This window comes from Streptomyces sp. NPDC050264, assembly GCF_040655895.1.
GTDB lineage: Bacteria > Actinomycetota > Actinomycetes > Streptomycetales > Streptomycetaceae > Streptomyces.
On record NZ_JBFAKV010000031.1, the window covers coordinates 44,659 to 68,606 of the forward strand.

Consider the following 23,948-nt stretch of genomic DNA (forward strand, 5'->3'; position numbering starts at 1 on the left):
AGGGTGCCGGTCGGGCCGAAGTCAGAACTGGTTCTCGCCGCCGTCGATGTCCAGATTCGCACCAAGGATGAAGCTGCTGTTCGCGGAGGCGAGGAAGGCCACCGCGGCGGCCACCTCCTCCGGGCGTCCCATCCGGCCGATCGGCACCCCCGCGGCGAGTTCCGTCCTGGCGGCGGCCGCGTGCTCCTCGCCGACGGCCTGGTCGATTCCCGGGGTGTCGATCGCGCCCGGCGAGACCGTGTTGACCCGGATGCCCCGGCCCTTCAACTCGTTGGCCCAGGTACGCGCGAGAGACCGGATCGCGGCTTTCGACGCCGAGTACAGGCCGTAGTTCTCCCAGCCGTCGCCGGCGCGGATGGAAGCGTTCAATATCACCGACGCGCCTTCGTTGAACAGCGGCAGCGCCTTCTGCACGGTGAGCCAAGTGCCCCGGACGTTGGTGCCGAAGGTCTGTTCGTACTGCTCCTCGGTGGCCTGCTCCAGTGGCGCGAACGCGGCTGAGCCGGCGTTGGCGAACAGCACGTCCAGGCCACGGCCGCGGGCGCGGACCGCGTCGTACAGCCGGTCCAGGTCGGCCGGCTCCGCGATGTCACCCGGAACCGCGGTGGCCGACGACCCGATGGATGCGGCGGCCGCGTCCAGCTCGGCCTTGCGCCGGCCGGTCAGGAAGACATGCGCGCCCTCGGCCGCCAGAAGGGCTGCGGTGGCCCGTCCGATCCCGGTGGCGGCGCCGGTGACGACGGCGGTCTTGCCCTCGAGCATTCCCATGTTCTGAGCTCCCTCAGTTTCGGTACCGATCGGTACTGAAAGAGACCGTACCACTTCAAGACCGATCGGTACTGAACAGGTATGATCTGCAGACATGGAATCCACTGGGAAGACTCCGGTCGGCCGCCCGAGAGGCTTCGACGCCGACGAGGCCCTGGAGCGGGCCATGCTGGTCTTCTGGGAGCAGGGGTACGAAGGCGCCAGCCTCGCCGACCTGACCGGCGCCATGGGCATCACCCGCACCAGCATGTACGCGGCCTTCGGGAACAAAGAGGAACTGTTTCGCAAGGTTCTGCACAGGTACGCCGAAGGCCCCGCCGCCTACGTGGCCCGGGCGCTGGAGGAGCCGACCGCCAGACAGGTGGCCACGGCGTTCCTCGCCGGCTCGGTCCGCACGACCACCCGCCCGGACTGCCCCGCCGGATGCCTGGCTGTGCAAGGTTCCCTGGCCGCCGGCGACTCCGGGCGGCCGGCTCGCGACACGTTGGCCGCCTGGCGCGACGAAGCCTGCGCGCACCTGCGTGACCGTTTCCAGCGTGCCGTCGACGAAGGCGATCTGCCGTCGGATGCCAACACCGGACTCCTCGCCCGTTACGTCATGGCCGTGTCGAACGGCATCGCCGTCCAGGCAGCCGGCGGCGCCGGTCGCGACGAACTTCAGCAAGTGGCCGACGCGGCCCTTCGGAGCTGGCCGCCCGCATGACATCACGAAGCGGTGCCGGCGCTGGTCAGTGCCGGCGTCGCAAGGGTGGGCGCGCTCTGTGCGTTGGGCCGGGCGGTGTCGCGCTGTCGGCCTCTCGCTCCGCTTTCGACGCACCGAACCTCGCGGCCCGCAACGCTGGACAGGGGCCGATCCCGGCGGCTCCTCCATCCTCTTCTCCCTCATGGATCCGGCGAGCAGGGGCACCCTCCGGCTCCGCAACGGCGACCCGGCCGGACCGCCCCTGCTGGATCCCGCCCATCTGACCGACGACCGTGACCTCGACCGGCTCGTCCCGGGCCTGCGGCTCGCCCGGGAACTCGGCGGGACCGAGGCCCTCGCGCCCTTCGGAACGGCCGAGCTCTTCCCCGGGACCGACGTCCGGGGCGAGGAGGCGTGCCGGGCGTACCTGCGCAGGACCGCGAGCACCTATTTCCACCCCGTCAGTACCTGCCGGATCGGCACCGACGAGTCGGCCGTGGCCGATCGCGAGCTGCGGGTGCGGTCCACGGCGGGCCTGCGGATCGCCGACGCGTCCGTCATGCCGTCCCTCGTGTCCGCCCCGACCAACGCGACCGTCCTCGCCATCGCCGAACGCGCGGCACATCTGATGGAGCGAGCCGAGCGGTGAGCCCCGGGGGACCGGCCGAAGGGTGCGGTCGCGGCCTTCTCCGGGCAGAGTGGATGGCGGCGGGTCATGCCAATGGTGTGCGTGATACGGACCAGAAGAACCTATGCGAGGGGCTCTCGCGGAACCCGGAGTGATCGATGTTCCGCATCGGGGCGGTCGACGAGGGCGAGGTGCTGCTCGCCAGGCTCGGGGCGCTGACCGCCCGGGCACGGGAACTGGCGGAGATGCAGCGCTCCCGGGTCGAGCTGGCCGTGGCCCTGCAGCGCGGGATGCTGCCCCAGGACCTTCCCAGCCCACCGGGTGTCCGGCTGGCCGTGCGGTACTCGCCGGCCAACCACGGGCTCAACGTCGGAGGAGACTGGTACGACGCCTTCGCCATGCCCGACGGCCGCATCGGCCTGTCCATCGGTGACGTACAGGGGCACAACATCAAGGCCGCTGCCTTCATGGGGCAGGTCCGGGTGGGGCTGCGAGCGCTGGCCTCCGTCACGGGGGACCCGGGAGAACTCCTCAGCCGGACCAACGATCTCCTGATCTCCCTCTCGGCGGACCTCTTCGCGACCTGCACCTTCCTCCGGCTCGACCCGGCCAGCGGAATCCTGGAGTGTGCGCGGGCCGGCCACATTCCCCATATCTGGGCGACCGCCCACGGGCGCTCCGGCGTCGACAGCGGGGACGGCGGGCCCCCGCTCGGGGTGCTTCCGGGCGCCGAGTACCCCGTCACATGCCATCGGCTCACCGCCGGCGGAGTCTTCGTGCTGCTGACCGACGGGGTGGTGGAGGGGCCGTCGCTGAGCCTCGACGACGGCCTGGAGCAGGTCAGGCGGCTCGCCGAGGTCACCGCCGCCGCGGGGCTCGGCATCAACGCCCTCGCCAACGGTGTGATGAAGCTGGCGGACACGGTGGGGCATGAAGACGACGCCGCCGTCCTGGTCGTCGGTCACGACGGTGGCACCATGTGAGGCGTCCGCTCCACGACCGAGACGGCACCGGGGCGTGCGGCTTCGGGCAGTCACGCAGAAACACGGACAGGGGCGCTCGCATGGCCGAGTGGCCGCAGCCGGTGTGTGATGGCTGCTGTGTTGGTGACTCGGCCGGTCCGGCTGCCCCTGGAGCCGGTCCTCAAGGCATTGGCCGTGGCCGCCTGCTATTACGTGGCCGGGCGCCTCGGCCTGCTGGGCCGGGTCGTCGTCGAGGGAGTGGTGGTCACACCCATCTGGCCGCCCACCGGCGTCGCTGTCGCCGCCCTGCTGGTGTACGGCGTGCGGGTGTGGCCCGGAATCGCCCTGGGGTCGCTCCTCGTCATCGCCTCCCTCACCACTCCCCAGATCGGCACCCTGCTCACCGTCGCGGGCAACACCATCGGCCCGCTGTGCGCCATGTGGCTCCTGCGCCGTGTCGGTTTCCGGCTCGACATCTCGCGGCTGCGGGACGGGCTCGCCCTGGTCTTCGGTGGGCTCGGCGCCATGCTGGTCAGCTCCACGGCAGGAGTGGGGCTGCAGGTACTGACGGGCGGACTGCAGACGGGCGAGTTCTGGTCGGTGTGGCTGGCCTGGTGGGTCGGCGACGCGATGGGCGTCCTGCTGGTCACTCCGGTCCTGCTCGTGCTGGTGGGAGCCGCGGGACGCCTCCGACGAGCCGGTTGGACGGAGATGGTGTGTCTGGCTCTCGCCGTCGTGATTCTGCTGCCGATGGCCGCCCTCAGCCGGATGAGTCTGCTCTTTCTCGTGTTTCCCCTGCTGATCTGGGCGGCCTTGCGTTTCCAGCTGGCCGGGAGCATGGTCTGCGCCCTGGTCGCGTCCGTGCTCACCACGTTCGCGGCGAACACACAGCGAGGCGCGTTCGAGCATCTGTCCGCCGTCGAGGTCATGGTCAAGCTCCAGGCGTTCAACGGTGCCACGGCGCTGACCGCCCTGTTGTTGTCCGCGATGGTCGCCGAACAGCGGGCAACGCGACGATCGGTGCAGAACGCCTGCAACGAGCTCGCGGAGGTCCTGGAACACCTCGCGGCCGGCGAGGCCCCGCCCGACGCATCCGCCAGCCACGCGGTCGACGCGATCGCCGACGACAGGCCCCGACCGGCGCCCGGCTCCCGCCCGCACAGGTGAGGAGCCGTCGGGAAGCGTCACACGGCTCAGGCCCGGCCCGGGGTCCGCACCGCCCGCCCCACCTCGGCCCGCAGTGTCACGAACTCCGGAAGGCCACGCGTCGCGATCTGGTCGCGTTTCGCCGGGAGGGGGACCGGCAGATCGCGGGCGATGCGGGAGTCCGGGCCAGCGGAGAGGACGACCACGCGATCTCCTACGTACACGCTCTCGTCTATGTCGTGCGTGACGAACACGATGGTGGTGCCGTCGGCGCGGTGCACTTCCAGGAGCAGGTCCTCCAGGTCCTCGCGGGTCTGGGCATCCAGGGAACCGAAGGGCTCGTCCATGAGCAGGAGCGAGGGGCGGACGACCAGGGCGCGGGCGATGGCGACCCGCTGCTGCATGCCGCCGGAGAGCTGCCAGGGGTAACGGCGGGCCGACCCCTCGAGGCCCACGCGCTCCAGGATGCGTTCGCCCTCTGCCCGTCGCTCGGCCCGGCGAAGGCCCTGGCGGCGCAGCAGTGGCAGCGCCACATTGTCGCGGACGGTGAGCCACGGCAGGAGCGAGCGGCCGTAGTCCTGGAACACGACGGCGAGCCGGTCGGGTACGCCGGCGACCGGGGTGCCGTCGATCGTGACCGTGCCCTCGTGTACGGGCAGCAGCCCGGCGATCGTGCGCAGAAGCGTCGACTTTCCGCAGCCCGACGGGCCGACGACGCACAGGAGTTGGCCGTTCGGCACGGTCAGGGACACGTCGTGCAGGACGCGGCGCTCGCCGTACGACTGGCTCACGGAGTCGAGCCGGAGCATGGGCGCGCTCACCTGGCCCAGGGTTCGTAGAGCACGCCGTCGGTGCCGGTGACGCGCAGGTGGAGGAGGAGCGGGCCGTCGTCGTCGCCGGGCGTCGTCACGGTGCGGTCCAGGGCGTCGGCGAGGTCGTCGGGGCGGTCCGCGTAGTGCGCGGAGCAGCCGAACGACGTGGCGAGTCCGGCGAAGTCGACGCCGCCGATGTCGGTGCCGGGCACGGGCGTGATGCCGATCCGGCGGCCGAGCGCGCGCACGGCGCCGTAGCCGCCGTTGTCGAGGATCACGAACGTGACGGGCGCCCGGTGCCGGGCCGCCGTCCACAGTGCCTGCACCGAGTACAGCGCCGAACCGTCACCCAGTACGCACACCAACCGCCGCCGGTCGGCGAGCGCGCGGCCGACGGCCAGCGGCAGGCCCCAGCCGAGCGCACCGCTGCCCGCGGTGAGGAATCCGCCGGACAGATCGACCGGCACGCGCGCGTGGAGGGCGTCCCGGTGGCTGGGTGCCTCCTCGACGAGTACCCGGTCGCGGGGGAGCCGGCGATGCAGCTCGTCCAGGACCAGCTCGGGCGTGAGGTCTCCGTCCGGGCTCACCGGCGCGGGCCGTTCGCGCGGCGCCGGTGGTTCGCGGTCCGACCGGCTCACCAGCGCGGCGAGTTGGGTGAGGGCGGGGCGCAGCGTGGTGATCAGGCTGGTGCCCGTGGGAAGCCACGCCGCCTGGGCCGGGTCGCAGTCCAGGTGGAAGAGTTCGGTGCCCGGCGCCAGCGGAGGGCTGTCGTCCGCCACGTGGTACGTGAACAGGGGCGTCCCGAGCGCGACGACCACGTCGTACGGTTCCAGTCGTGCGGCCAACCGGCCCGCGACGGGCGGCAGGAAGCCCTGGAAGAGCGGGTGCGACTCGGGGAAGCCCGAGCGGCCGGAGAGCGGACTGATCCAGACTCCCGCACGGATCCGCTCGGCCAGCGCCACGGCCTCGGGCAGCGCGGCTTCGTCGTCCACGCCCTGCCCGATCACCAGCGCGGGCCGCGCACAGCCGTCGAGGCGGGCCGCGAGCGCGGCGAGCGCCTCCGGGGCCGCGGTGAACCCGCCCAGCACCGCGCGGGGTTCGACCGGCTCGGCCTCCTGGTCCCAGTCGTCCTCCGGCACGGACACGAACACGGGCCCGCGCGGATGTGTCATCGCGACGCGGTGCGCCTCGGCGAGGACGGCAGGCACGTCGGCGGCGCGCTCCGGCTGACGGGCGAACTTCACGTACGGGCGCGGGAACCGGTCGGGTTCGTCGGCGCCGAGGAACGGGCGCAGCTGGATCAGGGAGCGCGCCTGCTGACCGGCGACGATCACCAACGGCACCCGGTCGCGGTACGCGTTGAAGACGGCGCCGAGCGAGTGACCGACACCGCCCGCCGAGTGCAGACTCACGAACGCGGCGCGCCCCGTGCCCAGTGCGTGCCCCGCGGCCATGGCCACCGCCGAGGACTCCTGCAGCCCGAGGACATACGTGAAGTCGTCCGGCCAGTCACGGAACATGCGCAGTTCCGTGGAGCCGGGGTTCCCGAACACGGTGGTCATCCCGGTATCGCGCATCAGCTGGACGGCCGCGTCCAGGACCGTTCTCTTCATGCCTTCCACATGCCCCTCCACACGTCCGTCCTCATACCCTTCTCCTCGGTTCTCCTCGTGCCGAGCAGTCGCCTCTCGATCGCCAGCAGGGCGGAGTTGAGCAGATAGCCGAGGGCGCCGAGCAGTACCAGCGCCGCCCACACGGTCAGCAGGTCCGAACGTGACTGGGCGTCGGTGAGCGTGAAACCGATCCCGTTCTCGGTACCTGGCAGCAGCTCCGAGAAGACCATGAGGATCAGCGCGAGCGAGAGGCTGAGCCTCAGCCCGGCGAAGATCCGGGGCAGCGCGGACGGCAGGATCACGTACCGGAGTCGTTCGGCCGGGGTGAGCCGCAGGACGGCCGCGACCTCCTGACGCAGCGGATCGGTGTTGCGGGCGCCCTCCGCTGTGTTGACCAGCACCGGCCACACGGCGCTGAACAGGATGGACGCGATCTGCATCGGCGCACCGAAGTCGAGGACCACGACGAGGACCGGGACCAGGGCGGGCGGCGGGACCGCGCGCGCGAACTGCAGCACCGGATCGCACAGGGCGTACGCGCGGCGGGAGCGGCCGATCGCCACGCCCAGGGCGATCCCGGCGACGGCGGCGAGCATGAAGCCGGCCAGCATCCGGCCGAGGCTCGGGCCGATGGTGTCGAACGCGGCGTCGGTGAGGAACAGATGGCTTGCCGGCCCCGAGAACCACAGGTCGTACATGTGCCGGACGATGCGCGACGGTGGCGGGAAGAAGACGCTGCCGTGGGTTCGGGCCGCCACCTCCCAGGCGCCGGCCGCGACGGCCAGGACCGGCCAGCGCAGCAGTGCCCCGAGCGCGGGCCGCGCCTGTCCGGGTGCCAGTACGTCCGTCACGACCGCGCCGCCCGCCGCTCCGGGGTCCATGGGAACAATCGCCGTTCCCCCCACACCAGCGCGCTGTTGACGACGAGGCCGAGGGCTCCTGCCCACACCACGCCGGCGAGTACGTCCCGCGTGCCGTCCGTGGCCGACTGAGCCTGTGCGATGAAGATCCCGAGACCCTCGCCGAACCCGGACAACAGCTCCGTCGCCACGGCGAGAATGAGCGCCACGGCCGCCGAGATACGGATTCCGGCGGCGATGAACGGTGCCGCGCCGGCGAGTTCGACGCGCAACAGCACCGCCGCCCGACCGAAACCGAAGGCGCGCAGCGTGTCCTTGGCCAGCGGCTCGCTCTCGCCGAGGCCGTACATCGTGTTGAAGAGGATCGGCCACACCGAGGCATAGGTGATCAACGTGACCTCGGTCTCGGCGCCGGAGCCGAGCAGCAGCGACACCAAGGGGATCAGCGCCACGGACGGCAACGGCCGCAGGAACTCGACGATCGCCCGCACCGCGGTGTCCACGACGGGCAGGCTCCCGAGCAACAGGCCGACCGGTACCGCGATCACGCACGCGAGGGCGAGCCCCAGCGCCCAGGCACGCAACGTGGCACCGAGCCCGTCGAGGAACGCCGGGTCGCCCGCCAGCCCGACAGCGCGTGCCAGAACAGTGGAAGCGGGTGGCAGATACGTGCGCTGCACGATGCCCGCCCGCGACACCGCCTCGCACGCGCCGAACGCCAACAGCGCGCCGAGAAGGCCGAGTCCGACGTCCCGACGGCTGCGGCCGGTCACTTGACGAGCAAGGTCGACGGATCGACGGCCTTGTTCAAGAGCCCCTGCTCATGCATGAGTTCGGTGAGGCGACGCAGTTCGCCGGGGTCCGTGGTGGCCGGGTAGGAGGGCAGCGCCATCGAATCGGCCTGAGCCGCGGAGACCTTGGTGTACTTCGGCAGTTGCTCGCGAACGGCCGAGGGGTCCCTGGCCGCGATCTTCGACGCGGCCGCGATCGCGCGTCGGAACGCGGCGGCGGTGTCCGGGTGCTTCTTCGCGTACTGCGCGGTGGTGAGATAGCCGCTGATCGGCAGCGACTCGACGGGTGCCGAACCGCCGTCGACGAGGACCCGGGCCTTCAAGTCGTCCTGGATCGCGCTGTCGAAAGGCTCCACCACGTGCACCGCGTCGACCTGGCCCTTCTCCAGGGCAGGCGCCATCTGCGGGAACGCGATCTGCCGGTAGGAGGGCCGGCCGGCACCCTGCTTCTCGAGAATCGCGTTCAGCGTCAGTGTCTGGATGTTGTTGAGGATGTTGACCGCGACCTTCTTGCCCTTGAGGTCGGCGGCGTTCTTGATGGGGGAGTCCTTCGGCACCAGCACGTCCATCATGTGCGGCGTCACCCGCACGCCCTCCGCGAGAATGCGCGCGTCGAGGGTGCCCTTCTCGTACGCCTGCAGAAAGGTCACGTAGTTCGCGCCCGAGATCACGTCGACCTGGCCCTTGGACAGAGCGGGCAGCGCCTGGATGCTCTGCTGGACGGGCTGGATGCGGACATCGATCCCTTCCTTCTTGAACAGCCCGCGGTCCTGGGCGATGTACAGCGCCGCGGAGTCCGCCAACGGCAGGGCGGCCACGGATACCCGGCCCCCCTTCCCGTCACCGGATCCGCCAGGGTCGCCGTTCCCGCAGCCCGCGATCAGCAGTGCGAGGGCTGCCGCGGTGGCCCCCGCCCTTGCCGTGCCCGTCCTCACTTGACGCGACGTCATGACGTCTTGCCTATCAGGGACATGACAGTGATCGCCACTGTTGATGCCGCATTGACGTGCGTGGTTCAGCGCCGGGCGAGGGCCCGGATCTCCTCCGCTATCAGCTTCGGGTCCTCCTCGGCCATGAAGTGGCCGCAGGAGACCGTCTGATGCCGCAGGTCCGTGACCCAGGCGTGCCACAGGCCCTGGGCGTGGTAACCGAGCGAGGCGCCCCAGTCCTGCTGGAGGACGGTGACCGGCATGGCCAGCCGACTGCCTGCCGCGCGGTCGGCGGCGTCGTGGTCCACGTCCACGCCTGCGGAGGCGCGGTAGTCGGCGACGATGGAGGGCACGGCCGCCGCCGAGGCGTCGAGGTAGTGGCGGCGGATGTCGGCGGGTATCGCGTCCGGGGCGTTGGTCCACGCGTCCAGGAAGTAGGCGAAGAAGGTGTCGGCGGACGCCTGGATCATCTCTTCCGGCAGACCCGGGGGCTGGGCCATCAGATAGAGGTGGAAGCCGACCGCGCCGGAGACCCCGCCGAGGGCGTCCCACATGTCGAGGGTCGGCAGGATGTCCAGGAACAGCGCCCCGGAGACCGTGTCGGGGTGGTCCATGGCGGCGCGGAAGGCGACCAGGGCACCGCGGTCGTGCCCGGCCAGGGTGAAGCGGTCATGCCCCAGCTCGGCGGCGAGACGGACGATGTCCCGGGCCATGGTCCGCTTGGAGTAGCTCTCCGGGCCGGTTTCGGCCGGCTTGTCGCTGGCGCCGTAGCCACGCAGGTCGGGGCAGATGACCGTGTGGTCGGCGGCGAGGTCGGCGGCGACGTGCCGCCACATCAGGTGCGTCTGGGGAAAGCCGTGCAGCAGCACGACCGGGCTGCCGGTGCCGCCGACGGCGGCGTTCAGCGTCACGTCGTCGGCGACCCGTACGCGGTGCTCGGTGAATCCGGGAATGCTCGGGTGTGTCACGGGGACTCCTGAGGTTCGTGGCAGAGTGGATGTTCCGGATCCGGCGGTCCGGCCGTCCGGGAACATCAGCCAGAGTGCGGGCCCCGGATCAGCGATCGATCAGTGAGCACGCGGCACCTCCGAGAACGGGCCGCCCGCGAAGGGACCGTGCCGTGGGCGTGGAGTTCGGACTACTGGGACCGGTGGCGGCCTGGGACGTCCACGGAACAGACATCGACGGAACACCGCTCCCGCTCGGCGCGCCCCGCCACCGAGAGGTGCTCGGACGGCTGCTGATCGCCCGGAACCGGGTGGTGCCGGTCGGCCGGCTCGTCACGGATCTCTGGGGCGGCCAACCCCCGCCCGGCGCCGTCGGCGCGGTCCGCACCTTCGTGGCGGCGCTGCGCCGCGCCCTGGAACCAGGACGTCCTCCCCGGCAGCCGTCCCGTCTGCTGGTGACCGAGGGCCCCGGCTATCTCCTGCGCGCCGGACGCGAGGCGGTGGACGCCTGGCAGTTCGAGGACACCGCCTCGCGGGCCGCCGGAGCACCACCGCACACGGCGGTCGGCCTGTGGGACGAGGCACTCGCCCGGTGGCGGGGACCGGTCCTGGCGGATTTTCCCGGTGCCGCGTGGGCCGCCCCCGAACAGGCCCGACTGGAGGCGCTGCGGCTCGACGCGGTCGAGCGGCGCGCCGATGCCCTGCTGGCGACCGGCGCCGCCCGCGACGCCGTCGCCGACCTGCGGGCCCACGTCGCCGCGCACCCGGAGCGGGAGGACGGCTGGGCTCTGCTGGCGACCGCGCTGGACAGGTCCGGGCGGCGTGGTGAAGCCCTGGAGAGCCTGCGTCAGGCCCGCACCGCCCTCACCGGCGGGCCCGCCGGGCCCGGCCCCGGGCCCGCGCTGGCCCGTATCGAAGCGCGCATCCTCAACGGCACGGCCGGCCCCACCACCGAGCCCACCGGAGTGGCGGACGGTGTCTGGGACCGGGCGTCGGCCGCGTGGGAGCGCTCGGTGCCCGCCCGCTCCACGGCCCGGCTGTACGCCACCGCCGGCCTGCTGCGGGACCTCGCGGTGATCGGCGCCGACGGTCTGGAGGCGGCGCGTGAGCACCGGCGGGAGCTGGTCGCTGCGGCCGAGACGACAGGTGACCACGAGCTGGCGGCCAGGATCATCGGCTCCTATGACGTGCCGGCGGTATGGACCCGAGCTGACGACCCCGCGGAAGCCGGTGAGCTGTCCCGGGCGGCCGCCCGTGCCGCCGCACGCCTCGGCCCCGGTGGACCGCCGGCGTTGCGCGCCCGGCTGCTGTCGGTCGTCGCGGTCGAGTCACGTGGCGACGCCGCCGCCGACGCGCCTCTTCCCCGGGCGGCGGACGCACCGGCCGCCGAACCCTGGCGGCTGCGTGCCGGACGCGCCGCCGAGGAGGCCGTGCGTCTCGCCCGGGGTCTCGCGGATCCCGCGCTGCTCACGTTCGCCCTCAACGGTGCTTTCATGCAGTCGTTCGCCACGTGCGGGGCGGCCGCACGCCGTGACGAGCTCGGCGGTGAACTGGCCCGGACGGCCGCCGACCACCAGCTGCCCGGTCACGAAGTCCTCGGGCGCCTGATCCGCCTCCAGGCCCGTGCCGGGCTCGGCGACCTCGCGGCGGCGGACACCGAGGCCGAGGAGATCGACCGGCTCGCGCATCGCAACGAGCGGCCGCTCGCGGGAGTGTTCACGTCCTGGTACCGAGCCCTGCGCACGAGCGAGACGGACGGCTGGGCGGCGGCCCGCCCCCGGTACGCGAAGCTTCTCGACACGACGGCGAACTGGGGTATGCCCGGTCTCGCCGGGGGAGCGGCCGTCCTCGTCGCGCTGGTCCCGGTCATGCGCGGCGACGCCCTGCCCGACCCCGACGACTTCGCGAGCCTCGACCCCGGTCCCTACCGGCCGTGGCTCGACCCCCTTCTCCTGGCCGCGTCCGGCGCCACGGCGCAGGCCCGGCGCGCACTCACCGTCGCCCCCCGCCCGCCGCACGACCTCCTCCAGGAGGCGCTCTGGTGCGTACTCGCCCGAGCCGCGGCGGCCGTCGGGCACGAGCCGGTCCTGCGCCGCGCCCGCGACGAACTCACCGCCGCCAGCGCGGAGTTGGCAGGCGCAGGCAGCGGCCTCGTTTCGTTCGGCCCGGTCGCGGACCACCTTCGGGCCGCAGAGAGGGCCCTCGACGCGCACGATCTGTCCTAAGGCTTGCAGCCTGCATACGGGTCACCCTCCCGGTGGGCTGCCCAGGCCGCGTCGAACTGCCGCGCTGCCCGCCCGTCACGGTGGGCGCGGGCGAGCACCGCATCGACGACACCGGCGCCGCCCGCTCCAGGGCACCACGCCTCGAACCCTGATCACACCGAGAGAGTGTCCGGCACGCAAGACCGGTACCCGCTTACCGGGTGCTGCTCCGCGAACTCGTCGGCGAGCATGCCCGTCACGACGAGGTCGTGGTACCGACCGGCAAAGAAGACGTGATCGCGGAGGCGTCCCTCCTCGACGAAGCCGAGCCGACGATGAAAGGCGAGCGATGTTTCGTTCTCCGCGAAGATCCGCGTCTGGCATGTGTGACAGCGCCGCTCGGCGATCATGAAGCGCAGCAGCATCACCACAGCTTCCGCGGCGTCACCCTTGCCCCGATGCCCAGCACCCACCGTGATGCCGTACTCGAACCAGCCCGCATGCGGATCGGCGTGGTGCGAGGCGCGGGTCCTGGTTTGCCGGAGTGCCGGCCGAGTTCGTCCGAGTGCTGGTCCAAACGCTCTACCGGCCGGTATACAGGCGAGGTTGTTCCGTGGACTGTCAGGGCTTCAGGGGAGGGGCATGATGATGCGTCGGACGCGTCCGGGCGAGGCCGTATCGAGGAGACGTACCGCCAAGGTGGTTGCTGTGCTGGGCAGTTGCGCGCTCACCATCGGCGTCACCGGGACAGCCTCCGCCGCGGCGGGGGAGCGGCATGGAACGCCCCGGTCCACCTATGTGGCACTGGGCGACTCCTACACCTCCGGACCCGCGATCCCTCTCCAGGTCGACGCGAACTGCGCCCGGTCCGACCACAATTACCCGTCGATCACCGCGAGAGCGCGTCGGGTCGCGTCGTTCACGGACGTCAGCTGCGGAGGCGCGACGACCACCGAGATGTGGCAGGCGCAGGGGACCAACGGACCCCAACTGGACGCGGTGAAACGCGACACCGACCTGGTCACCTTGCAGATCGGCGGCAACGACGTCGGCTTCGGCTCGATCATCAGCACGTGTGCGGGTCTCGGTTCGAAGGACCTGTCCGGCAACCCTTGTCAGCAGTACTACGGGGCCGCGGGCTACGACCAGTTGACGCTGAAGATCCTCCAGACGGCACCCAAGGTCGCGCGGGTGCTGCGCGCGGTGCACGCCAAGGCACCCCACGCCCGGGTGGTCGTCGTCGGCTACCCCGACCTCCTGCCCGACGACGGCACCGGCTGCTATCCGATCGTCCCCTTCGCCGCGAAGGACTTCCCGTACTTGCGGGACACGGGCAAGCGCCTCAACGTCATGCTGCGCGCGGTGGCGCTCCTGAACCGGGCCGACTACGTGGACACATACGGTCCGACGGTGGGACACGACATGTGCAAGGCGCCCGCCGATCGCTGGATCGAGCCGCTGAGCCCGGCCTCGCCGGCCGCTCCCGCACACCCCAACGCCAAGGGACAGGAAGCCATGGCGCAGGCGCTCGCGAAGACGCTGAGCAGTGGCTCCGGGCATCGCTGAGCCCTTTCGCGCGCCGGGCTCGAGTCGATCAGGCGGCGGGTGGGGTGTGCGGGCCTCGGGGTAAAGTCCATGGCATCGCAGAAAAGTGGGGGAGCGAGGTGACCGAGCCGCGTACGGGGCATTCGCTGACGGGTGAAGGCAGCACCCGGGTGGCCGGATTACGGTTCCACCCCATGACGAGCCGCGCTGGACTGGAAGTCGCCGGGGAGGTCTGTCTGCCCACGTACCCTGTGTGGGAGCGGGCTCTGGAGCGCCTGGTCCGGCAGGACGGGGACTCGTACTACTTGGAGCTTTCGGCGGTGACCTTCGTCGACATGGCCGGGGCCGAGGCGCTGGCGGTCGCCGCCCAGAGCCTGGAGCGCGGCCGGCGCCTCGTTCTCGACCGTCCGCCGCGCAGTCTGAGCCGTCTGCTGGAACTGTTCTGGCCCGACCTGTCCGCCATCGAGGTGGCCGCCGCATGAGCACCGTGTCCGCAACCCGACCCTTTGACCATCCGGCGCTGTTCTACCGGGACGAGCAGGAGTACCTGGCGGGCACCGTGCCGTTCGTCAAGGAGGGACTGGCCGCGGGTGACCCCGTGGCGGTCGCGGTGCCCGCCGCCAACCTCGCGCTCATCCGCGCCGAACTGGGCGAGCAGGCCCAGAACGTGCGCCTCCTCGACATGACGCGGGCCGGTCGCAACCCCGGGCGCATCATCCCCCGGGTGCTGCGCGCCTTCGCCGACAGCCATCCCCGGCGGCGGCCGCGCATCATCGGCGAGCCGATCTGGGCGGGTCGCACCGAGGCCGAGTATCCCGCCTGCGTGCAGCACGAGGCACTGATCAACCTGGCGTTCCAAGATCGTGAAGTGACGATTCTGTGCCCCTACGACGCGACGGGGCTGGAGGAGACGGTCCTGGCCGACGCCTACGCCACACACCCCACGGTCATCCGCTCCGGCACCCAGGCCGACAGCGCGGCCTACGCTCCGGAAGCCCTGGTCGCCCGTTACAACCAGCCGCTGAGCGCACCGCTCGGCGCGGTGGCGATGGCCTACACGGCGGCGACGCTGGCCGCCGTCCGCCAGCACGCGACCCGCTGGGCGGCCGACCTCGGCCTGCCCGAGTCCCGCCTGGACGACTTCGAGCTGGCCGTCGCCGAACTGACGACGAACAGTGTGGTGCATGGGGGCGGGAAGGGCTCGCTGCGGATCTGGTCCCAGGACCCGTATGTCATCTGCGAGGTCCACGACGCCGGACTCCTCGACGACCCGCTCGCCGGTCGCCGTCTGCCGGCCCGGGAGCAGCGTGGCGGGCGCGGGCTCCTGCTGGTGAACGTGGTGGCCGACCTGGTACGTGTGCACAGCGCCCCTGCCCTGGGGACGACCACGCACATCTACTTCTGCCGCTGACCCCGACTCGGCACGCACTCAAGGACCGGGGTGCGGTGCGCCCCCGGGTTCGGGCGCCGTGCCCCAGCGCGCGAGCCGCCGCAGGGGAGCATTCCGTCCGCGACGGGGCACGGTCCACAACTCGTGGCCCCGGAGCCGCCATTGAGCGAGCAGCGCATTGGCCGCGAGCATGCCGCTGGTCGCGGCCCGCTCCATCAACGCCACCGGTAGTCCGGTACGCACCAGATCGCCGGCGATCATCAGGTGGGGGTTGGACGTGCGCACGGTGGGGCGGGAGTCGTATCCGGCCACCGCGAACAGCGGGCAGTCCTCGCGCCATTCGTGCCGGGAATCGATGATGCGCGCCTCTCGTGTCTCGGGATACAGCAGGTGCAACTGGTCGACGAGGCGCTTCTGCTCGGCCGGTCGATCGGTGTCCTCCGCGAGTGCGTAGGCGTGCAGTTCGACGACCGACCCGCCCGTGCGGCGCGACCAGTTCCGCGCCTCGTGCTCCCACCGCTCCAGCACACTGACGTTGTCGAGGTTGGCGTAGCCGCTGGTCCCGAGGAAACCCGCCCGGTCGGCGGCGACCGGCCGGTCGAGCCACAGACGGGAGACAAGGAAAGCAGGCGCGGTCCGCAGTTGTGCGACGCGGGCGTACCAGCCTTCGTCGGCCAGGCCGGGGCTGCTCCGGATCAGGTGCCGCAGACCACCGGTGTCCAGGGCGAGAACGCACGCGTCGTACTCGTGCGTGTGACTCCCCGCGTCCAGGCGGAAGCCGCCGCCCGGGGTCGAGGTGATGCGGTCGACCGGTTCGGACACCCGGATCTCGACGCCCAGGCTCTCCAGGTAGTGACTCAGCGGGTCCCACAGAGCGGTCGGAAAGGGGTCGTTGGGCACGTCGAACAGGAGTCCCTCGGCCGACCCCAGGAAGTAGATGTGGAACATCAACGCCATCTCCGCCGCCGAGAGCCGGCGAGGATCGGCGAAGAAACTGCGCGAGAACACCTCGAAGGCCAGATGGTGGGCGGCCTCGGGGAAACGGATCGAAGCCAGCAAACTGTGCGCGCTGACCCCGTCCAACTGCTCGTAGACCCCCGGGACGCGTACATCCATGAGCGGAAGAGCGGCCCGCGCGTTCATACGCGGCAGGTCCCCGAGGGTGAAGGTGGGGCTGGCCAGGGCGAAGCCCACGGCGCTCCACGGCGGGGTCCGCGGGACGCGCCGGAAGCTGTCCCGCGCCCCGTCGGCGTGCCACAACGGGTAGTCGGGCAGCCGCGTCAGCCTCTCCAGACGCGGATCGGTCCTGCGCAGCAGGGAGCGCAGGTTGTAGTACTGGCGGAAGAAGGCGTGGAAGCCACGGCTCATCGTGGCGGTCGAACCATCGGCGAGCCGGGTGGTCCAGCCGGCCAGCCGCCCGCCGAGTGTGGCCTCGCGTTCGTAGAGGGTGACCCGCACCCCGCGTTCGGCCAGCGCGACGGCGGCCGCGAGACCGGCGATCCCCCCGCCGATGACGACCGTCGACGGAGGTGGGCCGGTGACCTCGGACGCCCCGGGGGCGGCGGGCAGACGGACCGCCGCACGGTCCAGTGCGCCCGGCGGCAGACGGTGCTGCTGCTTCATCCGCGCGGCCTCTCGTCCGCTGTCCGGCCGACGATCGTGTGCGTGACACCGGTCTGCCAGCCGGGCAACGGCAGGATGCGTACCTGCGCGAATCCCGCGGCTGACAGCCGGCCGGCGAAGACATCGGCGGTGTCGAACTCGATGACGCTGCGCCACAGGTGCCGGTACAGGGCCCCGTCCCCCAGAACGGTGGTGACGGGCAGCAGCCCCGCGCAGACGGCCGACCACAGGGCGCGATGGCGGCGGCGGCCGCTGAGCGTGTAGTCGTGCACCGCGAGTCGGCCCCCCGGCTTCAGCACGCCTCGCACCGAGGACAGGATCTGGTCCGGGTCGGCTGTGTTGCGGAAGAGGTAGGCGGCGAAGACGGCGTCGAAGGGGCCGCTGACCTCCGCTTCGGCCAGTCGTTCCGCGGGCGTATGGACGAAGGTGACGCCGGGGGGCCAACGCTTGGCCGCGGCCTGTTCCAGCATTCCGGCCGAAGCGTCCACGGCGGTGATCTCCGCCGCGGGCAGGACGGACAGGAGCGCGGCGGTCGAGGCCCCCGTGCCGCATCCCAGATCCAGGACACGCAGACCCCGCCCCTGGCCCGAGCAGCCGAGGCGGCGCACCGAACGCCGCAGGTGGGCGTGGTAGCCGGGATTGGCCCGCACGAGTATGTCGTAGCTGCGCGCAGCGTGGTCGAACGCCCGGGCGAGCGGGGCATCGCGCAGGGTGGGCATGGTTCTCCTTGGTGGAACCTCGGCACGTCAGGGCGTGGGGGAGGGGCGCAGCGGGCGGGTGGGGAGCGACACGGCGCTGCGCAACAACGGGAGCACCGGGCTGTGCAGCCCGATGGACAGGTCCTCGTACAACGTGGTGGCGCCGTCCAGGAAGCGCAGCAGCCGCTCGGTGGGAACGCGCGAGAACAGCCGGGTGAAGAAGGCGGCCCCGTCGAGCCGGCCACTCGCCAGGGCCTGCAGCAGGATCGCGTCCATCGCGTGGGACCGCCTGGAGTGCGGGGCCGGCGGCACCGGACGGCGCCCCGCGAGGAGGGCGGCGGCGATGGATGACGTCTGGCGCTGGATGGCGGTGAAGGTGTAGCCCGTCGACGGCCGCGTGGCGCCGCCGGCCGCGCCGATCCTGAAGACGGACGCCCCGCTCTGGCGCGCGAACCGAGCGTCTGTCATGGGGATGACGCCTTCCTCGCGGGCCTCGATGTGGAAGTCACGGATGTGCAGCACGTCGTGCAGATAGGTCCGCAGGGCATGGTCGTAGCAGTCTCCCGACAGGACCGACGCCGAGAACTGCGTGTACTCGACCAGCGCCGTTCGGGTGCTCGTGGGCAGTACGTAGCTGAAGGCCAGCCCGCGCTCCGGCTGAGGGGTGCGGAAGTCCATCAACTCGATGGAACCCGAGTCGAAGGCCGGCCGCGGTGTGCGCACGAACCAGCCGCGGAAATGCTGCAGCAGGGTCGTGCGGGCCCGGGGGAGGCTCCCCAGCGGCCGTGAGTCGAACACCCAGCGCGCGGGCAGGCTTTCGGGCCGGCCATCGGGAGTGCGCACCAGCACGTGAGCGCCGTCCGCGGTCCCTTCGACAGCCTCGACCGTCGCCTCCGTGCGGGTCAGTCCCCGCCGGTCCGTCAGTCGTCGCGCGATCACCGCTTCGAAGTCGGTGGAGCGGATCATCTTGTACCGCACAGAGCCCGTGCTCGCGTCCACCAGGTGCCCGTCGGGGCTGCGCACCCGCATGCGGTTCCAGGCCGCGGTGACGGCCTCGTCGTAGCGGCCCGCCCCGTTCTCCCAGAAGCACCACGTCCGAGGCGCCGGGCGCAGCGGGCCGGAGGGCGCCTGGACCAGCCGCACGGAAAGCGACGGCCCCGCGTCACTCAACTGCTCGGCCAGCGACAGCCCTGCGGCGCCCGCGCCGATGATCACCACGTCCGACCGCACGCCCACCTCCGGCATGTAGACCGCTTGCTCCGTGAAGCCCTTCCGCTCCGCAACCCGTCACAGATGCACCGATCGGTCGATCCGGACCGCGTTCGGAAGCAGGCGGAGAGCGGCGTTGCTCAGGTTGCCGCGGCGCAGTGCATCCGATCACGTGGGAGACGAGGAAAGCCCCTGCACAGCACTTTGCCAGCCCTTGTCACCCCAAAAGGAGCCGACATGCCCACCGATGAGGGAACAGGCGCCACCACGGTTGTCGCGGAACATGACGGGGCGGACCGAGCGGGCCACGGGCCCCCGGTGCGCAACGGCCGCACGCCGGTGTCCGCGCGCGTGCGCCGGATCGACGCCGAAGTGGCCCAGACCGTGGAACGCCGCCTGACCCGGCTGCTGACCCGTCGCGTCGCCCAGGCCACCGCCGTCGACGCGGTCTTCGGCGCCGACGTCGCCGAACGCCTGGCCCGCTTCACGCTCGGCGGCGGACGGCGCGTCCGACCGCAGTTCTTGTGGTGGGGCATGCGTGCCTGCGGCGTGCCCGACGACGAGCGCATCGACGCCGCCCTCCAGCTGTGCGAGGCACTGGAACTCCTGCAGACCTGCGCCCTGGTCCACGACGACGTCATGGACCAGGCGGCCACTCGGCGTAGCCGACCCGCCCTGCACGTCGACTGCGCCGCGCAGTACGAGGCATCGGCGCGAGCGAGCCGCCACCGGTTCGGTGAATCCGCCGCCATTCTCGTGGGCGACCTCGCGCTGGCCTGGGCAGACGACGAGGCCGCCGCCACGAACCTGCCCGGCCGGCATGCCGACCGGGTCCGCGAGACGTGGTCACGCATGCGCATGGAAATGGTCGCCGGGCAGTATCTGGACGTCCGCGGAGAGATCACGCGGACCAGGTCTCCCGGCGAGGCGCTCACCGCCGCCTGCCTCAAAACCGCCCGCTACACGGTGGAACGCCCCCTCCAGCTCGGCGCGATCCTGGGCGACGCGGACGAGACGACCCTGCGCGCCCTGTGCTCGGCGGGCCGGGGTGCCGGACTGGCCTTCCAATTGCGCGACGACCTCGACGACGCCTTCGCCGGCCCCTCTCGCCGGGACAAGCCAGTCGGTGGCGACCTGCGCACCGGCAAACCCACCTACCTGCTCGCCCTGGCCCACGCGCGAGCGGAAGAGGACGGCGACCGGCAGGCACTGCACGTCCTGGAGAGCTGCCCGGGCCGGCCGGACTTCGACGAGACCGATCTGGACGACGTCCGGCACGTGCTGGAGCGCACCGGCGCCCGGCGGAGCGTCGAGGAGAAGGTCGGCCGCCTGATCGCCCAGAGCATGCGCGAGCTGGACACGGCCCCACTCGACCCGGTGGCCCGCGCCCGCCTGCAGACCCTGATGCACCGGGCGGCCGGGGCTCCTGAGCCGCCGGCCGAGGAGGACCGCGGCCGGTCGACCGCCGTAGTCGAGGGAGCGGTCAAGTGAGGACCGTACACGGGTCATTCGAGGGAGCGGCCGAGTGAGGACCGTACGCGGGAAAACGGATCACGTGGTCGTCGTGGGCGCGGGCCTGTCCGGCCTGGCGGCCACGCTCCACCTGATCGGCGCGGGCCGCCGCGTCACCCTGGTGGAACGCGACGAGCAGCCCGGGGGCCGCGCGGGACGGCTGATCCGCGGGGGCTATCGGATCGACACCGGCCCGACCGTGCTGACCATGCCGCACCTCGCCGACGAAGCCTTCGCCGCGGTCGGGGAGCGGCTGCGCGACCGCGTGGAGCTCATCGCGCTCCACCCCGCCTACCGGGCCTCGTTCGCCGACGGCAGCACCCTCGACGTCCACACCGACGCGACCGCCATGCAACAGGCCGTCGAGAACTTCGCCGGACCCCGGGAGGCAGCCGGCTACGTGCGCCTGCGCCACTGGCTGCGCCGCCTCTACCAGGCGCAGATGAAGCACTTCATCGACACCAACTTCGACTCGCCGCTGCAACTGCTCACCCCCGACCTGGCCCGCCTCGCCGCGCTCGGCGGCTTCGGCCGCATGGACGCCCAGATCGGCCGGTTCATCAAGGACGAGCGCCTGCGCCGCGTCTTCTCCTTCCAGGCCCTGTACGCCGGAGTCCCCCCGGCCCGCGCCCTGGCGGCCTACGCGGTCATCGCCTACATGGACACCGTCGCCGGCGTGTACTTCCCCCGCGGCGGCATGCACGCGCTCCCGCAGGCCATGGCCGACGCGGCCGAGGCGGCCGGCGCCGAACTGCGCTATGGGCGGCGCGTGGAGCGCCTGGAGCGCACGGGCGACCGCGTCACCGCCGTGGTGACCGACACCGAGCGGATCCCCTGCGACGCCGTCGTCCTCACCCCCGACCTCCCCGTCACCTACCGACTGCTCGGCCGCACCCCGCGCCGCTCGCTGCCCCTGCGCCACGCCCCCTCGGCCGTGATCCTGCACGCCGGAACCGACCGGACCTGGCCCCAACTGGCGCACCACACCATCTCGTTCGGAGCCGCCTGGCACGGCACGTTCGACGAACTCACCCGCCAGGGCCGCCTGATGAGCGACCCCTCCCTCCTCATCACCCGGCCCACGGCGACCGACCCCACCCTGGCACCCCCCGGGCGCCATCTGCACTACATCCTGGCGCCCTGCCCCAACACCGACATCGGTCCCGGCCCCGCGCACTGGGGCGAGCTGGCACCCCGTTACCGCGACCAGCTCCTCACCGAACTGGAACGGCGCGGCCTGGACGGCATCGGCACAGCCATCGACGAACAGTGCCTCGTCACCCCCGCCGACTGGCACGCCCAGAACCACGCGGCCGGCACCCCGTTCTCCGCCGCACACACCTTCGGCCAGACCGGCCCCTTCCGTCCCCGCAACCTCGTCCGCGGCACCGCGAACGCGGTACTCGCCGGCTGCGGGACCACGCCCGGAGTCGGTGTGCCCACGGTCCTGCTGTCCGGAAAGCTCGCCGCCGCCAGGATCACCGGAACCCGCACCGCTCCGGCGCCCCGCGCCCACGGCATCCTCAAGACCCACGGAGGAGCACCCCAGTGACCGCCCGAGAACTCGACGCCGCAGGCATCACCGACCCTGACCTGCGCCACGCCTACGCCTACTGCCGCAAGCTCAACGCCCGCCACGGCAAGACATACTTCCTCGCCACCCGGCTGCTCCCCGCCCATCGACGCCCCGCCGTCCACGCGCTGTACGGCTTCGCCCGCTGGGCGGACGACATCGTCGATTCCCACGGCAGCCGCCTGGGCCGCCCGGAGCGCGCCGCCGCGCTGGAGGAGTTGTCGACCAGCCTGCGGCAGGGCCTGAGCACGCGACGCAGCACCGAACCCGTCGTCCACGCCCTCGCCGACACCGCGGACCGCTACGCGATCGACCCACGCCACTTCCACGACTTCATGACGGCGATGCGCGATGATCTCACCGTCACGGACTATCCGACCTACGCCGACCTGTGCCGCTACATGCACGGTTCGGCAGGCGTGATCGGACTGCAGATGCTTCCCGTCCTGGGCTCCACCGTGCCGCGCACCGAGGCCGAACCCTACGCGGCGGCCCTCGGCGTGGCCTTCCAGCTCACCAACTTCCTGCGCGACGTGGGAGAAGACCTCGACCGAGGGAGGGTCTACCTCCCCGCGGACCTGCTGCACGCGCACGGAGTCGACCGGGACCATTTGCAGTGGAGCCGGGACACCTGCCGCCGGGACATCCGCATCACACGCGCGCTCAAGGCATTCGAAGCACTCACACGCGACATCTACCGGCAGGCGGTACCGGGCATCGCCCTGCTGGCCCCGGTGTCCCGCCCCTGCGTCCGCAGCGCCTTCGTGCTCTACTCCGGCATCCTCGACGCCGTCGCCGACGACGGGTACAGCGTGCTGCACCGGCGAGCGGTGGTTTCCCGGCGCCGCCGCGCGGTCGTGGCCCTGGACGGCCTCGCCCGGATCGTGCACGCCCGGATCAGCCATCGCTCCACGCCGATGGGATCCTCCCCGCGCCCCGGCGAAGCCGGCCCCGCGCCTGCGCTCACGAAGCCGGCCGCGCCCGTGCGCCAGGGGGCGGCATGAGCAGGCAGCCCGGGTCACCACGGTTTCCGCTGACCCTGCGCAGGAACCCGCCGGCGTGGGAGAACCAGGAACCCACCTGGCGCGGAGCGCGCCCCGCGGTGATCGAGGCCGCGCTGAAACGAGCCCAGGCACGCCCCTCGGGCAACTGGTACGTCGTCGGAGCCGCCGACGAGGTGCCCCGCCGAGCCCCGCTCGGGCGCACGGTCGCCGGCCGCGAACTCGTCATCTGGCGTGACGCCCACGGCGACCTGGCCGCCGGCCCGGGCGCCTGCCCCCACCTGGGCGCCCCCCTCAAAGACAGCCCCGTGCGGTGCGGCGCCCTCGTCTGTCACTGGCACGGCCTCAGCCTGGGCGCAGAAGGCAAGCCCGGCTGGCGCACCCTGCCCGTCCACGACGACGGCGTACTCATGTGGGTTCGCCTGGACGGCGCCGGTGAAGAGCAGCCGCTGGACAGGCCCGTCGTCCCCCCGCGCCCGAACCCGGCCCGCTCCGTCCACGCCGTCTACACCGGCGCAGGGCGCTGCGAACCAGAAGACGTCGTCGCCAACCGGCTCGATCCCTGGCACGGCGCCTGGTTCCACCCGTACTCGTTCGTCGACCTGCGGGTCACCGGCAGCCCCCCGGGCGACGCCGCAGGCACAGGCACAGGCACAGACACAGACACGGCCGAGGACGCGTTCGCCGTAGAGGTCTCGTTCCGTCTCACCTCGCGTCTGGTCGTCCCGGTCCGCGCCGTCTTCACGGCGCCGGAACCCCGCACCGTCGTCATGCACATCACCGACGGCGAGGGACGTGACTCGGTGGTCGAGACGCACGCGACCCCGCTTACCCCCGAAGGGCACCACGCGCCACGGACAGCGGTCGTCGAGGCGCTGATCGCCACTTCCGAACGCCACGGCTTCACTGTCGCGCGGCACGCGTCCTTCGCGCTACGGCCCCTGATGCGTGCGGTAGCAGGACGACTGTGGCGCGACGACCTGGCCTACGCGGAACGGCGCTGGACGCTGCGCACGCGCCAGAACCTGCCGTACTGACGCGACGCTCCTGGCCAC

23 protein-coding genes are annotated in these 23,948 nt (G+C 71.9%); 12 read left to right on the plus strand and 11 right to left on the minus strand.

Translation table 11 applies throughout. The features are described from left to right. Positions 1–21: 21 nt before the first annotated feature. Positions 22–768 carry an SDR family oxidoreductase gene (locus AB0J02_RS37895; RefSeq protein ID WP_363198424.1) on the minus strand — a complete coding sequence of 249 codons (747 nt, stop codon included), beginning with the start codon at positions 766–768 and terminating at the stop codon, positions 22–24. A gap of 94 nt (positions 769–862) precedes the next feature. Between AB0J02_RS37895 and AB0J02_RS37900 the strand changes: the two genes are divergently transcribed. The 4 genes from AB0J02_RS37900 (at position 863) to AB0J02_RS37915 (ending at position 4,207) form a co-directional block, all read left to right on the plus strand. Continuing rightward, entirely contained in the window at positions 863–1,471 is a 609-nt protein-coding gene (locus AB0J02_RS37900; RefSeq protein ID WP_363198425.1) for a TetR/AcrR family transcriptional regulator, read from the plus strand. Positions 1,472–1,652: 181 nt separating this feature from the next. Next, positions 1,653–2,099 (plus strand): GMC family oxidoreductase, encoded by a 447-nt coding sequence (locus tag AB0J02_RS37905; RefSeq protein WP_363198426.1) that lies wholly within the window; start codon positions 1,653–1,655, stop codon positions 2,097–2,099. 137 nt (positions 2,100–2,236) lie between these two features. Next, on the plus strand, positions 2,237–3,061 hold the full coding sequence (locus tag AB0J02_RS37910) for a PP2C family protein-serine/threonine phosphatase (RefSeq protein WP_363198427.1): 825 nt from the start codon (positions 2,237–2,239) through the stop codon (positions 3,059–3,061). 108 nt (positions 3,062–3,169) lie between these two features. Further along, positions 3,170–4,207 carry an MASE1 domain-containing protein gene (locus AB0J02_RS37915; RefSeq protein ID WP_363198428.1) on the plus strand — a complete coding sequence of 346 codons (1,038 nt, stop codon included), beginning with the start codon at positions 3,170–3,172 and terminating at the stop codon, positions 4,205–4,207. Positions 4,208–4,233: 26 nt separating this feature from the next. Here the strand turns inward: AB0J02_RS37915 and AB0J02_RS37920 are convergent, their stop codons facing one another. The 6 genes from AB0J02_RS37920 to AB0J02_RS37945 form a co-directional block, all read right to left on the minus strand. Beyond that, a complete protein-coding gene (locus AB0J02_RS37920) occupies positions 4,234–4,995 on the minus strand; it encodes an ABC transporter ATP-binding protein (RefSeq protein WP_363198464.1) in 762 nt (253 codons plus the stop codon). 8 nt (positions 4,996–5,003) lie between these two features. Beyond that, positions 5,004–6,611, minus strand: a complete 1,608-nt coding sequence (mdlC, locus tag AB0J02_RS37925; RefSeq protein WP_363198429.1) for a benzoylformate decarboxylase — start codon at positions 6,609–6,611, stop codon at positions 5,004–5,006. Then, positions 6,608–7,492 carry an ABC transporter permease gene (locus AB0J02_RS37930; RefSeq protein WP_363198430.1) on the minus strand — a complete coding sequence of 295 codons (885 nt, stop codon included), beginning with the start codon at positions 7,490–7,492 and terminating at the stop codon, positions 6,608–6,610. The genes mdlC and AB0J02_RS37930 overlap by 4 nt, the downstream gene beginning before the upstream one ends. Continuing rightward, the gene (locus AB0J02_RS37935) at positions 7,459–8,244 is read right to left on the minus strand and encodes an ABC transporter permease subunit (RefSeq protein ID WP_363198431.1); all 786 of its coding nucleotides are present in this window, start codon (positions 8,242–8,244) and stop codon (positions 7,459–7,461) included. The genes AB0J02_RS37930 and AB0J02_RS37935 overlap by 34 nt, the downstream gene beginning before the upstream one ends. Continuing rightward, positions 8,241–9,212 (minus strand): ABC transporter substrate-binding protein, encoded by a 972-nt coding sequence (locus AB0J02_RS37940; RefSeq protein ID WP_363198432.1) that lies wholly within the window; start codon positions 9,210–9,212, stop codon positions 8,241–8,243. The genes AB0J02_RS37935 and AB0J02_RS37940 overlap by 4 nt, the downstream gene beginning before the upstream one ends. 65 nt (positions 9,213–9,277) lie before the next feature. Continuing rightward, positions 9,278–10,159 (minus strand): alpha/beta hydrolase, encoded by an 882-nt coding sequence (locus AB0J02_RS37945; protein ID WP_363198433.1) that lies wholly within the window; start codon positions 10,157–10,159, stop codon positions 9,278–9,280. A gap of 152 nt (positions 10,160–10,311) precedes the next feature. On the opposite strand from AB0J02_RS37945, the gene AB0J02_RS37950 reads away from it, so the two are divergent. Continuing rightward, complete coding sequence (locus tag AB0J02_RS37950; protein ID WP_363198434.1) at positions 10,312–12,363, plus strand: BTAD domain-containing putative transcriptional regulator; 2,052 nt, start codon at positions 10,312–10,314, stop codon at positions 12,361–12,363. A 152-nt stretch (positions 12,364–12,515) separates the two neighbouring features. On the opposite strand, the gene AB0J02_RS37955 is transcribed toward AB0J02_RS37950, so the two are convergent. Then, entirely contained in the window at positions 12,516–12,938 is a 423-nt protein-coding gene (locus AB0J02_RS37955) for a GNAT family protein (RefSeq protein ID WP_363198465.1), read from the minus strand. Between the two features lie 49 nt (positions 12,939–12,987). On the opposite strand from AB0J02_RS37955, the gene AB0J02_RS37960 reads away from it, so the two are divergent. The 3 genes from AB0J02_RS37960 to AB0J02_RS37970 all read left to right on the plus strand — a co-directional run bounded on the left by AB0J02_RS37960 (position 12,988) and on the right by AB0J02_RS37970 (position 15,298). Further along, the gene (locus AB0J02_RS37960) at positions 12,988–13,908 is read left to right on the plus strand and encodes an SGNH/GDSL hydrolase family protein (RefSeq protein WP_363198466.1); all 921 of its coding nucleotides are present in this window, start codon (positions 12,988–12,990) and stop codon (positions 13,906–13,908) included. 173 nt (positions 13,909–14,081) lie between these two features. Next, positions 14,082–14,369, plus strand: coding sequence for an STAS domain-containing protein (locus AB0J02_RS37965; RefSeq protein ID WP_363198435.1), 288 nt, complete (start codon positions 14,082–14,084; stop codon positions 14,367–14,369). After that, complete coding sequence (locus tag AB0J02_RS37970; protein ID WP_363198436.1) at positions 14,366–15,298, plus strand: sensor histidine kinase; 933 nt, start codon at positions 14,366–14,368, stop codon at positions 15,296–15,298. Before AB0J02_RS37965 ends, AB0J02_RS37970 begins: the two co-directional genes overlap by 4 nt. 18 nt (positions 15,299–15,316) lie before the next feature. Here the strand turns inward: AB0J02_RS37970 and AB0J02_RS37975 are convergent, their stop codons facing one another. The 3 genes from AB0J02_RS37975 to AB0J02_RS37985 are packed head-to-tail and all read right to left on the minus strand — an operon-like array spanning position 15,317 to position 18,843. Then, positions 15,317–16,900 carry an FAD-dependent oxidoreductase gene (locus AB0J02_RS37975; RefSeq protein ID WP_363198437.1) on the minus strand — a complete coding sequence of 528 codons (1,584 nt, stop codon included), beginning with the start codon at positions 16,898–16,900 and terminating at the stop codon, positions 15,317–15,319. Then, positions 16,897–17,619: a class I SAM-dependent methyltransferase gene (locus AB0J02_RS37980; protein WP_363198438.1), complete on the minus strand. Its 723-nt coding sequence runs from the start codon at positions 17,617–17,619 to the stop codon at positions 16,897–16,899. Before AB0J02_RS37980 ends, AB0J02_RS37975 begins: the two co-directional genes overlap by 4 nt. A gap of 27 nt (positions 17,620–17,646) precedes the next feature. After that, positions 17,647–18,843, minus strand: coding sequence for a lycopene cyclase family protein (locus tag AB0J02_RS37985; RefSeq protein WP_363198439.1), 1,197 nt, complete (start codon positions 18,841–18,843; stop codon positions 17,647–17,649). Positions 18,844–19,044: 201 nt separating this feature from the next. Between AB0J02_RS37985 and AB0J02_RS37990 the strand changes: the two genes are divergently transcribed. The 4 genes from AB0J02_RS37990 to AB0J02_RS38005 are packed head-to-tail and all read left to right on the plus strand — an operon-like array spanning position 19,045 to position 23,930. Continuing rightward, a complete protein-coding gene (locus AB0J02_RS37990; RefSeq protein WP_363198440.1) occupies positions 19,045–20,298 on the plus strand; it encodes a polyprenyl synthetase family protein in 1,254 nt (417 codons plus the stop codon). 34 nt (positions 20,299–20,332) lie between these two features. Then, on the plus strand, positions 20,333–21,871 hold the full coding sequence (locus AB0J02_RS37995) for a phytoene desaturase (protein ID WP_363198441.1): 1,539 nt from the start codon (positions 20,333–20,335) through the stop codon (positions 21,869–21,871). Further along, positions 21,868–22,896 (plus strand): phytoene/squalene synthase family protein, encoded by a 1,029-nt coding sequence (locus AB0J02_RS38000; protein WP_363198442.1) that lies wholly within the window; start codon positions 21,868–21,870, stop codon positions 22,894–22,896. Before AB0J02_RS37995 ends, AB0J02_RS38000 begins: the two co-directional genes overlap by 4 nt. Continuing rightward, positions 22,893–23,930: a DUF5914 domain-containing protein gene (locus AB0J02_RS38005; RefSeq protein WP_363198443.1), complete on the plus strand. Its 1,038-nt coding sequence runs from the start codon at positions 22,893–22,895 to the stop codon at positions 23,928–23,930. The genes AB0J02_RS38000 and AB0J02_RS38005 overlap by 4 nt, the downstream gene beginning before the upstream one ends. Positions 23,931–23,948: the final 18 nt, after the last annotated feature.

Excerpts from the sequence above, each read along its gene's own strand:
- AB0J02_RS37895 (WP_363198424.1), bottom strand. The coding sequence starts at position 768 with ATGGGAATGCTCGAGGGCAAGACCGCCGTCGTCACCGGCGCCGCCACC.
- AB0J02_RS37900 (WP_363198425.1), top strand. The coding sequence starts at position 863 with ATGGAATCCACTGGGAAGACTCCGGTCGGCCGCCCGAGAGGCTTCGAC.
- AB0J02_RS37905 (WP_363198426.1), top strand. The coding sequence starts at position 1,653 with ATGGATCCGGCGAGCAGGGGCACCCTCCGGCTCCGCAACGGCGACCCG.
- AB0J02_RS37910 (WP_363198427.1), top strand. The coding sequence starts at position 2,237 with ATGTTCCGCATCGGGGCGGTCGACGAGGGCGAGGTGCTGCTCGCCAGG.
- AB0J02_RS37915 (WP_363198428.1), top strand. The coding sequence starts at position 3,170 with ATGGCTGCTGTGTTGGTGACTCGGCCGGTCCGGCTGCCCCTGGAGCCG.
- AB0J02_RS37920 (WP_363198464.1), bottom strand. The coding sequence starts at position 4,995 with ATGCTCCGGCTCGACTCCGTGAGCCAGTCGTACGGCGAGCGCCGCGTC.
- mdlC (WP_363198429.1), bottom strand. The coding sequence starts at position 6,611 with ATGAAGAGAACGGTCCTGGACGCGGCCGTCCAGCTGATGCGCGATACC.
- AB0J02_RS37930 (WP_363198430.1), bottom strand. The coding sequence starts at position 7,492 with ATGGACCCCGGAGCGGCGGGCGGCGCGGTCGTGACGGACGTACTGGCA.
- AB0J02_RS37940 (WP_363198432.1), bottom strand. The coding sequence starts at position 9,212 with ATGACGTCGCGTCAAGTGAGGACGGGCACGGCAAGGGCGGGGGCCACC.
- AB0J02_RS37960 (WP_363198466.1), top strand. The coding sequence starts at position 12,988 with ATGATGCGTCGGACGCGTCCGGGCGAGGCCGTATCGAGGAGACGTACC.
- AB0J02_RS37965 (WP_363198435.1), top strand. The coding sequence starts at position 14,082 with ATGACGAGCCGCGCTGGACTGGAAGTCGCCGGGGAGGTCTGTCTGCCC.
- AB0J02_RS37970 (WP_363198436.1), top strand. The coding sequence starts at position 14,366 with ATGAGCACCGTGTCCGCAACCCGACCCTTTGACCATCCGGCGCTGTTC.
- AB0J02_RS37975 (WP_363198437.1), bottom strand. The coding sequence starts at position 16,900 with ATGAAGCAGCAGCACCGTCTGCCGCCGGGCGCACTGGACCGTGCGGCG.
- AB0J02_RS37980 (WP_363198438.1), bottom strand. The coding sequence starts at position 17,619 with ATGCCCACCCTGCGCGATGCCCCGCTCGCCCGGGCGTTCGACCACGCT.
- AB0J02_RS37985 (WP_363198439.1), bottom strand. The coding sequence starts at position 18,843 with ATGCCGGAGGTGGGCGTGCGGTCGGACGTGGTGATCATCGGCGCGGGC.
- AB0J02_RS37990 (WP_363198440.1), top strand. The coding sequence starts at position 19,045 with ATGCCCACCGATGAGGGAACAGGCGCCACCACGGTTGTCGCGGAACAT.
- AB0J02_RS38005 (WP_363198443.1), top strand. The coding sequence starts at position 22,893 with ATGAGCAGGCAGCCCGGGTCACCACGGTTTCCGCTGACCCTGCGCAGG.